Origin of the sequence: Mesorhizobium sp. M6A.T.Cr.TU.017.01.1.1 (assembly GCF_004023115.1) — a bacterium.
GTDB classification, from domain to species: domain Bacteria; phylum Pseudomonadota; class Alphaproteobacteria; order Rhizobiales; family Rhizobiaceae; genus Mesorhizobium; species Mesorhizobium mediterraneum.
Genome location: NZ_RZTA01000154.1, coordinates 1 through 12,194 on the forward strand (window position 1 = coordinate 1; position 12,194 = coordinate 12,194).

Below are 12,194 nucleotides of genomic sequence, written 5' to 3' on the forward strand. Positions count from 1 at the left end.
CGACGCCTGGGACGGCGGCACCCGGATGGGACCGACGCTGCTCGCCTTCCTGTCGGTGCCGCGCTTTTCCGCTTTCGCGCGCGGGGCAGCGATTGTCATCCTGTCGGACGCGCTGGAGCGCGGCGATCATGCCGAGCTGGAAATGGCGATGCGCCGGCTGAGCGCCCGCGCCTTCCGGCTTTCGCTGGCGACGCCGCTGGCCGGCGACCCGCGTTTCCAGCCGGCCACGGCAGCTCTGCGCGCCATCCTGCCGGTGCTCGACGATCTGGTCGATGGCTCGTCTATCTCGTGTCTTACCGATTTCATCCTGTCGCTCGCCCGCCCTGCCCCGGCGGCCGCAGCAATCTGGAAAAGGGCTTCATGATGCAAAAGGCGGTCGACGCGCATTTCCACATTTGGCGCCAAGAGGATCAGCCCTGGCTGCGCGGGCCGATGGTGCCGCGCATCTTCGGATCTTATGAACCGATCCGCCGCGACTATCCGATCGAGGAATTCCTGGCCGATCAGAAAGGCTCCGGCGTCGAGAAGGCGGTCTATGTCCAGACCAACTGGGCGAAGGAGGATTTCGAGACCGAAGTCGCCTTCCTGCAGAAGACAGCTGACGAAACCGGCTGGCCGCATGCCATCGTCGGCTATGCCGACATGACGGTGGACGATGTCCGCCCCCAGATCGATCGCTTAAAAAAATATCCGCTGCTGCGCGGCGTGCGCATGCAACTGCATTGGCACGAAACGCCGGCCTTCCGCTTCGCCGCCTCAGCAGATCAGGTCATCGACCCGAAGGTGCGGGCCAATGTGGCGCGGCTAAAAGACTACGGCCTGTCCTTCGACCTGCAGCTTTTCCCGGCCCAGATGAAGGACGGGCTGACGCTTGTCGCAGAGAACCCGGAAACGAATTTCATCCTCACCCATGCCGGCATGCTGATCGGCATGGACCCGGAGACCACGGAGGCCTGGAAAGCCGGTCTGCGCACGCTTTCAGCCGCACCCAACCTCTACGCCAAGCTCTCCGGCCTCGGCACCTTCGTCCACCGCAACGACCCGGCGCTGATCGCTTACATCGTCGACAACGCGATCGACATCCTCGGCAGCGATCATCTGATGTTCGGCTCGAACTTCCCGATCGAGAAACTTTGGACCAGCCATGCGGAATTGATCAAGGCGCACCGGAAGGCGGTTGCGAAGCATGGCGCGGCGGCAGAGGCGGACATTTTTTGGAACACGGCGGAGAAGGTATATCGGCCGGTGTAGCGCGGCGCCCTTTCCTTCTCCCCTTGTGGGAGAAGGTGGCCGAGCGAAGCTCGGTCGGATGAGGGGTGCTGGAAGGATCGCTACCTCGAAGACGTAAGCACTTTAAATTCCCCGATATTTGCGCGTCGCATTTCTTCCAACACCCCTCATCCGTCTCGGCGCTACGCGCCGATCCACCTTCTCCCACAAGGGGAGAAGGAAAAGCTCCCCGCCTCCGCCGACACAGGACGGACAACTGCCACCGGTCTCAATTCCGCGGAATATGACCCGAGACCTCGGCGCCCGCGGCCGGTGGCAGCGCCAGGAAGCGGAACGAGGCCGCGAGCCCGATAGCGCCGATCGCCAGGAAGGCGAGGCGGAAGTCTATGAGGTCGAGCGCCGGCCCGCCCCTCGCGATCTGCGACAGGTTGAGCAGCGCCGCGGCGATCGCCACGCCGAACAGCATCGCCACCTGCTGCAGCATGCTGGACAGCGTCGCCGCCGAGCTGCGCTGCGGCGGGGCCACATCAGCGAAGGCCAGCGTGTTGAGCGCAGTGAACTGCATCGAACGCGACAGTCCGGCGATCAGCATCAGCGCCACCACCAGCTCTTGCGGGGTCTGCGGCGAGATCGCCGCGCAGGCCATGATCGACAGCGATGCGATCACGCCGTTGATGACCAGCACAGAACGGTAGCCGAAGCGCTTCAGCGTCGGTGTCGTCACCGCCTTCATGCCGAGATTACCTATGAAATAGGCGAGGATCAGCATGCCGGCATCCACCGGGCTCAGCCCGAAGCCGACCTGGAACAAAAGCGGCAGCAGGAACGGCGTGGCGTTGATGGCGATCCGGAAAATGGTCCCAGCCGACAGCGTCGATAGGGCGAAAGTCTGCACCTTGAACGCTGTGAGATCGAGCAGCGGATTTTTTGTGCGCGCGAGATGCCGCACCGCCAGCCAGCCGACCAAGGTGCCGGCCACAAGCAGCGCCACGGTCGGCAAGGTGCCGTCTTCCGCATGCGCGATGCGCTCGAGACCGTAAAGCAGACAAGCAAGCCCGACCGAGGTCAAAAAGAAACCTGGCCAATCGAGCGGTTTGGTCTCGGACTCGCGGTCGCCGGGGATGAAGCGGGCGACCAGCGCCAGGCCGGCCACGCCGAGCGGAATGTTGATGAAGAAATTCCAGTGCCAGGACAGATAGGTGGTGATGAAGCCGCCGAGCACCGGCCCGATCACCGGCGCGAACAGCGCCGGCCAGGTGATCAGCGCCGTGGCATTGAGCAGCTCGGACTTCGGTGCGTTGCGCAGCACCAGGATTCGCCCGACCGGCGTCATCAACGCACTGCCCAGGCCTTGCACCGCACGCGCGGCGACGAACTGGGTCAGGTTCTGCGAGATGCCGCAGGCGATCGAGGCCAGCGCGAACAGCGCGATCGCCACGAGGAAGATGTTGCGCGCGCCGAAGCGGTCGGCGAGCCAGCCCGACAGCGGCACGAACACCGCCATGGTCAGCATATAGACGGTGATGCCGATGCTCATCGCCACCGCCGGCACGCCGAAAGATTCTCCCATCTGCGGCAGCGATGTCGAGATGATCGTCGAATCCAGAAGCTGCATGAAGAAGGCAACGGCGACGATCAGCGCCACGCGACGCGCCTGTGTCGCGCTTTCGGGCAAGGCTTCGTTTTCGGGAATGGCGGTCATGCGCAGAACTGTACGAGAGTTTTTCCCGTGCCACTGGGAACCAGGCAATTGTCCGGCAAATCGATGACGCACCGGTTTGAACAGCATTTGGGCGGCGCCGTCCAGACATGGCCCAACAAACTTTCGTGTCGTATCGCGACCTGTTATGCGATGACTGAACCTCGCCATCGAACCTCTTCTGACTTAGGAATTGTGTGCGCATGAAGCCCATCTACATCGATTATCTCAACGCCCTCGATATCGAAGCGCTTGATATGACCGATGCAGAAATCATCGGAGCGGTCGAGGCCGGGCTGGTGGCGCAGGGCAACGGCCAGACGGTGATCGAGCCGCGCGTCCATCTCGAGCCGGACCCGTCCTTCAACGGCCATTTCAACGTCCTGCGCGGCTACGTCGCTCCGCTCGATGCGGCCGGCGTCAAGATCGTCGGCGACTATGTCGACAATTACCTGCACGGCCTGCCGTCGGAATTCGGCATCCTCAACCTGTTCGATCCGCGCACCGGCACGCCGCGTGCCATCCTCGATGCCACCGTGATCACCGATATGCGCACCGGCGCCGTCACCGCCATCGGCGCAAAACATCTGGCGAAAAAGACATCGAAGATCCTCGGCCATGTCGGCGCGCGCGGCACCGCGTACTGGAACGTGCGCCTGCTCGACCATCTCTTCGATTTCGACGAGATCCGCGTTCATTCGCGCCGGCCCGAAAGCCGCGACGGCTTTGCCGCAAAGCTATCCGCCGATCTCGGCAAGAAGGTCACGGCGGTCACCGACTGGCGCGCTTGCGTCGAAGGAGCCGACATCGTCGTCGAGGCCTCGCGGCTGCTGGAACCGCAGCCGTTGCTGAGGACGCAATGGATAAAGCCCGGCGCGCTGGTGATGCCCTACGGCACGATGAGCGCGGTGGAATTGTCGCTGACCGACATCATGGCCAAGATCGTCGTCGACGACTGGGGCCAGTGCAAGGACGGCAAATTCGGCTCGCTGCGCGCCCACGTCGAGACCGGACGTCTGAGCGAACAGACGCTGTACGCCGAGCTTGGCCAGATCGCCGCCGGCCTCAAGCCGGGGCGTGAGAGCGACGACGAGACGATCCTGTTCTGGCATCGCGGCCTGTCGCTCTCCGACATCGCGCTGGGCAAGGCGATGCTGGCCAAGGCGCAGGCACAAGGCATCGGCCAGCGGCTGCGCTTCGCATGAGTGCGCTCATCCTCACCGGGGCCGACATCAGGGTCGAGGATGTCGCGGCGGTTGCCCGCGACGGACGCAAGGTCGAGGTGGCGTCTGTCGTCCGCGAGAGGCTGGACAGAGCGCGAAAAGTGCTCGACCGCGCCGCCGCCTCCGGCCAGCAGATCTACGGGCTCAACACCGGGCTCGGCGCCAATCTCGGCACGTCGGTCAGCGGCGACGCCAGCGCCTTCCAGCGCCAGTTGCTGGAAGGGCGCAGCGGCGCCGTGGGGGACGCGCTGCCGCAAGACATCGTGCGGGCGACGATGCTTGCCCGGGCGGGCATGTTTTCGGCCGGCGGTTCGGGCATTTCGTCAGAGGTTTTCAACGCACTCATCGACGCGCTCAATGCCGGCGTGCATCCGGTGATGCCGTCGCTGGGCTCGATCGGCGACAGCGACCTGGTGCTGATGGCAACGCTCGGCCGCATGCTGACCGGCGACGGCGAAGCCGACTTCCAGGGCCGGCGCATGCCGGCGGCCAAGGCGCTGGCGATGGCGCGCCTCGCCCCCGTCAGCCTCGCCCCCAAGGACGGGCTGTCGCTGATAAGCGCCTCGGCGGTGTCCGCCGGCAGCGGCGCGCTGGCGGTGGCCGACGCACTGTCCGCTTTCGCGCAACAACAGCAGGCGGGCGCGTTGACCATGGAAGGCATCGGCGCCAACCAGACGATCCTTGATCCGCGCTTGCATGCGGCACGACCGGCCGCTGGCCAGCAGCGGGCCGCGCAAGGCTTGCGCGATCTGCTGGCCCGCGACAAGGCGCCGGCGCCGGCCACCTTGCAGGACCCACTATCGATCCGCTGCATGCCGTCGATCCATGGCGCGCTGTTGCAGGCAATCGATCAGGCCAGGCAAGCCGTCGAGATCGAGCTCAACGCCGCTGCCGACAACCCGCTCGTGCTGGGCGACGACGCCATTGTGCTGTCGACCGGCAATTTCCACACCCCGTCGCTGTCGCTTGCCTTCGAGACGCTTGGCCTCGCCATAGCTCAATGCGCGGCCGCCTCTGCCGCTCGTTTCATCCAGCTTACCGGCTCAGGCCGCAACGGCCTGCCCAGATATCTATCGCCGGTCGGCGGTGCTTCGGCCGGTTTCGTGCCGCTGCAAAAGACGGTGAGCGCGATCCTCGCTGCCATCCGCCACAAGGCCAACCCGGTGACGCTCGACTTCCTACCGGTCTCGGAGGGCGTCGAGGACCATGCGACGCAAGCACCGCTGGCCGTCTCCAAATGCGCCGACATGATCGTGCTGTGGCAGCGGCTGATCGCCTTCGAGCTGATGGCGGCCGCACAGGCCGTAGACCTGCGCAACGGGCTGACGTTGGCGCCGGCAACCGCCGCGATTCATGCGGCGGTGCGCGCGCTTGTCCTGCCGCTCAAGGAGGACAGGCCCCAGGGCATCGATGCCGAGGCGATTTACGCAGCGCTCGCCAGCGGATCGTGGCAGGCGTAGCGCCGAGCGACCGCTCGTCAAAAGACGATTGTCTTGTGGCCGTTGAGCATGACGCGAGCTTCAAGATGCAGCTTGACGGCCCGCGCCAGCACGCGGCTTTCAATGTCGCGGCCGACGGCCACGAAATCCTCCGCGCTCATCGCATGGGTGACGCGCTCGGTCTCCTGTTCGATGATCGGGCCTTCGTCGAGATCGGATGTCACGTAATGCGCTGTCGCGCCGATCAGCTTGACGCCGCGGTCGAAGGCCTGGTGATAGGGCTTTGCGCCCTTGAAGCTCGGCAGGAAGGAATGGTGGATGTTGATCGCCCGCCCGTAAAGCCGATCCGAAAGGCCCTTCGAAAACACCTGCATGTAGCGCGCCAGGACGACGAGCTCGGACCCCGTCTCCTGCACGAGATCCAGCAGCTTCTGCTCCTGTTCGGCCTTGTTTTCCCTGGTCGTCGGCCAATGGTGGTAGGGGATATCCTCCATCTCGGCGAAGCGCCGGGCGTCTTCATGATTGGAGACGACGGCGGCGACCTCAGCATTCAGCCAGCCGACCCTGATCTGGTAAAGCAGGTGGAGAAGCGCATGGTCGAATTTCGAGACCATGGCGATGATCTTCGGGCGGCGCGCCTGATCGACCAGCGCGGTCTCCATCCCGAACCGGTCGACGGACGATTCCAGGGCTCGCTCCAGATCGTCCTTCGTCGAGCCTGCCGGGCTGGTGAACGCGATCCGCATGAAAAAGCGATTGCTCTGCCGGTCCCAGAACTGACTGCTTTCGGCAATGTTGGCGCCGTTCGCGGCAAGCTCAGTGGTGACCGCGGCGACGACCCCCGGCCGGTCTTCACACGATAGAGTGAGAATATGAACCGGCTTCACATTGCCAGTTGCAGCATTGCCGTCAGGTTTCACGCGCCGTCGACCCTTTTCATGAACAGACCGAGTTGGTCCGGGTCCATATGCACCACATGTTTGTCTTCGGGATAGGCCAAGCTGTTCACGTCGGCGACATATTCGGAAAAAGCGGCGATGCGTTCCGCCTGCAGGCGGTCATATTCAGCGGCGAAATTGCGGTAGACCTTGGAATGGCGGGGCATGTGGCCGCGGTTCTGGCCAAGGATGTCGTCGGCGAACAGATACTGCGCGTCGCAGCCGGTGCCCGCTCCCATCGACAGCATGATCAGCGACGTCCGTTCCGAAATCGCCTTGGCCACCTCGACCGGCACCACTTCGATCTCGGCGCCGACAGCACCTGCGGCCTCATACTGCTTGACTGCCTCGAAAATCTGCATGGCGCTGTCGGCGGTCTTGCCGACGGCCTTGAAGCCACCGGTCCAGGTCGCGCGGGATGGAATGAGTCCGACATGGCCGATCACCGGTATATTGTCATCGGCCAGCCGTTTGACGGTGGCATAACCAGCGCTGCAATAGACCGCGTCGGCGCTCGCCTTGTAGAGCCGGAACGCCCAGCGCACGAAATCGTCGGCTGTGCCGATCTCGTAGAAATTGTCGCCCGGCATGGTGAACAGGCTGGGTGCGGCATCGCGGTATTGCGGGTTGAGCACCAGCTCCGGCGGCACCGAGACGATATCGATCCCAGCCCTTTCGGCGGCCTCGGCCTCATCCATCGTCAACACGCGCAGCATGGTCAGTTGCCGCTTGCCCTTCATGGCGCGCAGATCGGCGATCGTGGGTCTTTTACGGCTCATCGAGTTTGGTCCCTTTGTTGCGTGAATGGAAGGCCGGTCAGGCGATCTGGATCATCACCTTACCGGCCTCGACCTTGACCGGGTAGGTCACAAGATTGACGCAGACGGGAGCCCCCTTGGCCTGGCCGGTCTTGTAATTGAAGCGGCCATTGTGCTTGGGGCATTCGATGATGTCGTCCATGACAAGCCCGTCGGCCAGATGGGCCTTCTCATGCGTGCAAAACCCGTCGGTGGCGAAGAATTCGTCGTCAGGGGAACGGTAGATCGCGAAGGTGCGGCCGCCATGGTCGAAGCGGATGACATCCTCTTCTTCGACATCGTCCACGGCGCACGCTTCGACCCAATCGGCCATCTCTACTTCTCCTGAATTTTCTGTAATGCGGCGGGTGTGCAGTGCCTATTCCGCCGCCGCTGACATGTTCACCTCGTGGAACTCGCCACGATAGGGCCGCGCCGTCGGCGGCAGCTCACGCTTGAGGAAATAATCCTCATATCTGAGCTGCCTGAGGAGGACCGGCCAAACCTCGCGATAGGCATGCCACATCGACGGGTTCGGCTCCGGCAAATCGTGCTTGATCAACTCATGCAGCCTGGGCAGCGCATGATAGGGCACCATCGGGAACATGTGATGCTCCACATGGTAGTTCATGTTCCAGTAGATGAAGCGGCTAATCGGATTCATGTATACGGTGCGGGTGTTGAGCCGGTGGTCGATCACGTTGTCGGCCAGGCCGATGTGCTGCAGCAGGCCGGTCAGCACCATGTGCCAGGTGCCGTAGAGGCGCGGCACGCCGATGAGCACCAGCGGCACCCACGACCGCATGGTGAGGGCGAGCGCAATCGTGGCGACATAGATGGCGACATGCCAGCGCGCGGCGATGACGGCCTTGTGCTGTTCCATCTCGGGAACGTAGCTTTTCTCGTCGGGCGTGAGCTTGCCGAACGCTTGGCGTACCAGCGCCGGAAGCGAATAGCGAAAATCAAGGATACCGGTGAAAGCGAGCGCTGCGCGCAAAAGGTCCGGCGGGCGCATCACGGCGATCTCGGCATCGCGTCCGACGATGATGGTATCGGTGTGGTGTCTGGCATGGCTCCAGCGCCAGGTCACGGGATTGCGCATCAGCATGAAGCTGGCGATCTGGTAGACCACATCATTCATCCAGCGCGTGCGGAAGGCAGTGCCATGGCCGCATTCATGCCAGCGTGAGTCGCTGGAGGAGCCGTAGAGCACGCCGTAGACGAAGAAGAACGGCACACACCACCAGGTGCCCCAGAAATAGACGCCACCGGCCGCCGAGCCCAGAATGGCGACGATCCAGATGATCGTGTCGCGGATCGCCGGGCCATCCGACCGTTGCATCAGCTCCTTGATTGCCTTGCGGGAGACGTCGGTGTGATACCATTCGGCCGAAGCCAGCCCTGTCTCGATCGCCCTGCGTGTGCTCTCGCCGACCAGGCTGTAGTCGCGCTTCACTGTGCCAGCCATTGTGACCTCCAAATCCTGATGGGCCGCGAGCCCTCCCCGCTCCGACCGGACCCAGCCTCCCAACTGGTGCTTCGCATCGTCCTCGCCATCATCACGACCTGTCTCCGAGCACCGGAAAATTGCCTGACGGCTGCGGATAATCTTGCTGCGGCTGCCTGGCGATGTCAGTGATCCGGCTTTCGGCCGCCGCAATCTCGTCGGCACCGTCAAGGACCCGGAACACCGCATTGTAGGAGCGGCTCTCGCCATGCTCCAGCCAGATCATCTCGCCGCGTTCGCGCGCGGCCAGATTGCCGAGCACATGATGCGTCGACGGTTCTATGCCCAGCGCATACTGCCCTGCCTGGAAATTCTGCCACTCGTAGGCGCAAGGCAACTGGTCCTTGCGGGTGACGACTTCAAGGCCCAGGCCAAGACGGTCGTTGACCACCGCCACCGGCACCTCGCCCTTGGCGTCGGCGGCGAGCTCGTGCTGCCAAACCTGTTCCTGGAAACCCAATTGCGGCGCCGGCACCGTGCGATAGCCGACCTTCTGCGCCTCGTAGCGCTCGCCGGCATGGCCGGCCCAGACGACATCGCGGATCGGCGCCAGATAGCGAGAGCCCTCGTCGAGCACCGGATGGCTGACATTGATGTGGTAGAAATACATATGCGGCGTGCGGTTGAAGCCGTGATTGACGACCCGGTCCGAAAGCCGGATCTCGTTGCCGCCGACATCGGCCTCGATCCGCCGCAGCAGATGCAGGTCCTCGCCGAACACCGTCGACTGCTGGACGATAGCCTCGGCCCACAGCACGCAGCGGTCGCCGTCCCATGTCTCGCCATAACCGGTCAGCCGCGCCGGAATGGTGCTGACGCGGCCATGCAGCGAATGGCGCACCGTCTTCTTCGCCGGATAATTGTAGCTGTCGGCCGGCACTTCATCCATGAACAGAATATGATCTAGACCGCAAGTGAGCAGCAGTCCGGAAAATGACCGCGCCCAGGCGAGCCCCTCCTCGCCTTCGTACTCGTGCAGGCCGGGATGGCGAAAGCCGCTCGGCGAATGCCAGCCGATCGCCTGTCCCCTAAAGTCGCAGTCGGCGATATCGAGCGCCCGGTCGACGAGCGCGGTGAAGCGCAATCCCGAGCCGGTGCGAAATTCGAGCATGCGGATGCCTCGCTCCACGCCGTCGCCGAGCGTCATCAGCCGCACGCCGGCGAATTGCGACAGCATGCCGGAGCGTTCCGAGACCTGCCGGCGCGAAAGCGTCTTGCCGTAAAGCTCTACCATGTGACGGCCAATTCCTTCACTTCGCTCTCGTCTCCTTGAGCAGGGCCGACATGTCGGCGCCGGTGATGATGCTCTCCACCGTCAACAGGTCGGTATCGGCGACCGTCTGCTCAGCGACAATCTCGCCGCGGCGCATGACGATGATGCGGTCGGCGACCTGGAAGACATGGTGGATATTGTGGGTGATCAAAAGCACCGAATGACCGGCTGCGCGGACCTCCTTGACGAAGCGCAGCACGCCATGTGTTTCCTCGACACCGAGATTATTGGTCGGCTCGTCGAGGATGATGACCTTGGCGGCGAACTGCATGGCCCGCGAAATGGCGATCGACTGGCGCTCGCCACCCGACAGCGTGCTGACCAGCGCATCGGCGTCGAGCTTTTTCGAGATGCCGACGCGCTTCAAAAGTGCCGAGGCGGCGTCGCGCAACTTGGCGAGGTCGAGCGGCGCGAACACGCCCAACCATTTGAGATTGACCGGCTCGCGACCGAGAAACAGATTGCGCGCGATGCTGAGATCCGGCGCCAGCGACGTATCCTGGTGGATGGTCTCGATGCCGAGATCCATCGCGTCGCGCGTCGAGCGGATGGAGACCTTCTGGCTGCGCACATAGATCTCGCCGCGGTCAACAGGGAACACGCCGGAGATCGCCTTGATCAGGGTGGATTTGCCGGCGCCATTGTCGCCGAGCAGAGCCACCACCTCGCCCTCGTTGAGTGTGAAGGAGGCGCTCTTCAGGGCGCGGACGCTACCGAAGGACTTTTGCAGGTTCTGCAGCCGAAGCACTTCCATGATCAGCTCCTGGCGGCGTTCTTCTGCAGCAAAGCGTGCAGGATGAGCATGGCGAGGATGATGACGCCGACGAAGATGTTGTAGGCGAGCCCCGGCACGCCGATCAGCACGATGCCGTTGCGGATGCTGCGCAGCATCAGCGCGCCGACGATCGTGCCCAGGATCGTGCCGCGCCCGCCGGTCAGCGCCGTGCCGCCGACCACCACCATGGCGATCACTTCGAGTTCGTAGCCGGTGCCGGCCACCGGCGAGGCAGCCGAGATGCGGAAGGCGCTGATCATGCCGGCCAGACCCGCCAGCACCGAGGTCAGGATGAACAGCCAGATCTTGACCGCATCGGCCGGCACGCCGCGCGCCACCGCCGCATTCCGATTGGAGCCGACGGCGCTGATCCAGTTGCCGAGCTTGGCGTAGTGCAGCACGTAGATCGCCAGCAGCGACAGGCCGACGAACCACCACAACGAGGTGTAGAACCGGAATGAGCCGATGTTGAAGCTCCCAGCCAGCAGCGTCACGAAAAAGCCGGGCTGGTCCCAGGATTTCAGCGGGAAGCCTTGTGTGATGTAGAGCGCCGCCCCTCGCACCACAAGCAGCATCGACAGCGTCACCAGGAAGGAGGAGATACCGATCTTGGTGACGATCAATCCGTTGATGGCCCCGATCGCCACGCATAACAACAGCCCGGCAAGCAGCGCCACACCGATATCAACCTGGCCGCTCTGCACCAGAAGCATGACCACGACCGGCGCGAGCCCGAACACGGCACCGACCGAAAGGTCGAATTCGCCCGCCGTCAGAAGCAGCGTCATGCCGAGGGCGATGATGCCGAGCTCGGGCAGGAACGCCATCATGTTGGAGATGTTGAGCGGCGACAGGAAGTTGGCGTCGGCGATAGCGAACGCCGCCAACAGCACGACGAGGATGACGAGCGAGGAGAATTGCGGCGAGCGGATCAGGCTCGACCTGCGCTTGACGCCCGGCATTTCCTCTTCTGCGGCAATTGTCATAACGGTTTGAACCATATCGTGGAGCGACGTCCGCCGCCTGCGCGGCGGACGTCAATTTCCATCACTTGTTGTAGAGTTTCAGGATCGGCTCGACGCTTGTCGCGTCGTAGAGGCTAAAGGTGTGGATGTCGTAGCCGATCGGTTCGCCCGAGGCGGCGAGACCGAGCAGCGCGACCGGCATAAAGCCTTGCGCCGACGGGAACTGCCAGGCGGCCGCGTTGACGAAGCCGGCCTTGACGGCTTCAGCGGGTTCCTTGGAATTGCCCCAGCCGACGACCGGGATCTTGCCGGCCGGCACGCCAGCGCCGTCGAACACCCGCTTGATGC

At 63.7% G+C, this 12,194-nt stretch carries 12 protein-coding genes and 1 pseudogene; 4 read left to right on the top strand and 9 right to left on the bottom strand.

Annotated features, from left to right (window positions below; genetic code table 11):
• Both EOB36_RS30615 and EOB36_RS30620 read left to right on the top strand, forming a co-directional pair.
• Nucleotides 1-364 (top strand): VWA domain-containing protein (locus tag EOB36_RS30615; RefSeq protein WP_128286347.1); only part of this gene is annotated, 364 nt, incomplete at its 5' end.
• Complete coding sequence (locus EOB36_RS30620) at nt 364-1,251, top strand: amidohydrolase (RefSeq protein WP_164759148.1); 888 nt, start codon at nt 364-366, stop codon at nt 1,249-1,251. The genes EOB36_RS30615 and EOB36_RS30620, both read left to right, overlap by 1 nt.
• A 247-nt stretch (nt 1,252-1,498) precedes the next feature.
• Here the strand turns inward: EOB36_RS30620 and EOB36_RS30625 are convergent, their stop codons facing one another.
• Nucleotides 1,499-2,932 carry a DHA2 family efflux MFS transporter permease subunit gene (locus EOB36_RS30625; RefSeq protein WP_128286348.1) on the bottom strand — a complete coding sequence of 478 codons (1,434 nt, stop codon included), beginning with the start codon at nt 2,930-2,932 and terminating at the stop codon, nt 1,499-1,501.
• Nucleotides 2,933-3,132: 200 nt separating this feature from the next.
• Between EOB36_RS30625 and EOB36_RS30630 the strand changes: the two genes are divergently transcribed.
• A complete protein-coding gene (locus EOB36_RS30630) occupies nt 3,133-4,134 on the top strand; it encodes an ornithine cyclodeaminase family protein (RefSeq protein ID WP_095482632.1) in 1,002 nt (333 codons plus the stop codon).
• Nucleotides 4,131-5,612 carry a histidine ammonia-lyase gene (hutH, locus tag EOB36_RS30635; RefSeq protein ID WP_095482633.1) on the top strand — a complete coding sequence of 494 codons (1,482 nt, stop codon included), beginning with the start codon at nt 4,131-4,133 and terminating at the stop codon, nt 5,610-5,612. Before EOB36_RS30630 ends, hutH begins: the two co-directional genes overlap by 4 nt.
• A gap of 17 nt (nt 5,613-5,629) precedes the next feature.
• On the opposite strand, the gene purU is transcribed toward hutH, so the two are convergent.
• The 8 genes and pseudogenes from purU to EOB36_RS30675 form a co-directional block, all read right to left on the bottom strand.
• Nucleotides 5,630-6,511 (bottom strand): formyltetrahydrofolate deformylase, encoded by an 882-nt coding sequence (purU, locus tag EOB36_RS30640; RefSeq protein WP_095482634.1) that lies wholly within the window; start codon nt 6,509-6,511, stop codon nt 5,630-5,632.
• Entirely contained in the window at nt 6,508-7,308 is an 801-nt protein-coding gene (locus EOB36_RS30645; protein ID WP_095482635.1) for a 3-methyl-2-oxobutanoate hydroxymethyltransferase, read from the bottom strand. The genes purU and EOB36_RS30645 overlap by 4 nt, the downstream gene beginning before the upstream one ends.
• Nucleotides 7,309-7,345: 37 nt before the next feature.
• Nucleotides 7,346-7,660, bottom strand: a complete 315-nt coding sequence (locus EOB36_RS30650; RefSeq protein ID WP_095482636.1) for a MocE family 2Fe-2S type ferredoxin — start codon at nt 7,658-7,660, stop codon at nt 7,346-7,348.
• A gap of 45 nt (nt 7,661-7,705) precedes the next feature.
• A complete protein-coding gene (locus tag EOB36_RS30655) occupies nt 7,706-8,794 on the bottom strand; it encodes a fatty acid desaturase family protein (RefSeq protein ID WP_095482637.1) in 1,089 nt (362 codons plus the stop codon).
• Between the two features lie 91 nt (nt 8,795-8,885).
• Entirely contained in the window at nt 8,886-10,067 is a 1,182-nt protein-coding gene (locus tag EOB36_RS30660) for an aldose 1-epimerase family protein (RefSeq protein WP_095482638.1), read from the bottom strand.
• Between the two features lie 16 nt (nt 10,068-10,083).
• A complete protein-coding gene (locus EOB36_RS30665; RefSeq protein ID WP_164547311.1) occupies nt 10,084-10,866 on the bottom strand; it encodes an ATP-binding cassette domain-containing protein in 783 nt (260 codons plus the stop codon).
• A complete protein-coding gene (locus EOB36_RS30670) occupies nt 10,863-11,867 on the bottom strand; it encodes an ABC transporter permease (RefSeq protein ID WP_245457993.1) in 1,005 nt (334 codons plus the stop codon). The genes EOB36_RS30665 and EOB36_RS30670 overlap by 4 nt, the downstream gene beginning before the upstream one ends.
• Nucleotides 11,868-11,928: 61 nt before the next feature.
• Nucleotides 11,929-12,194 (bottom strand): annotated as a pseudogene (locus tag EOB36_RS30675) (ABC transporter substrate-binding protein); the annotation flags it as partial.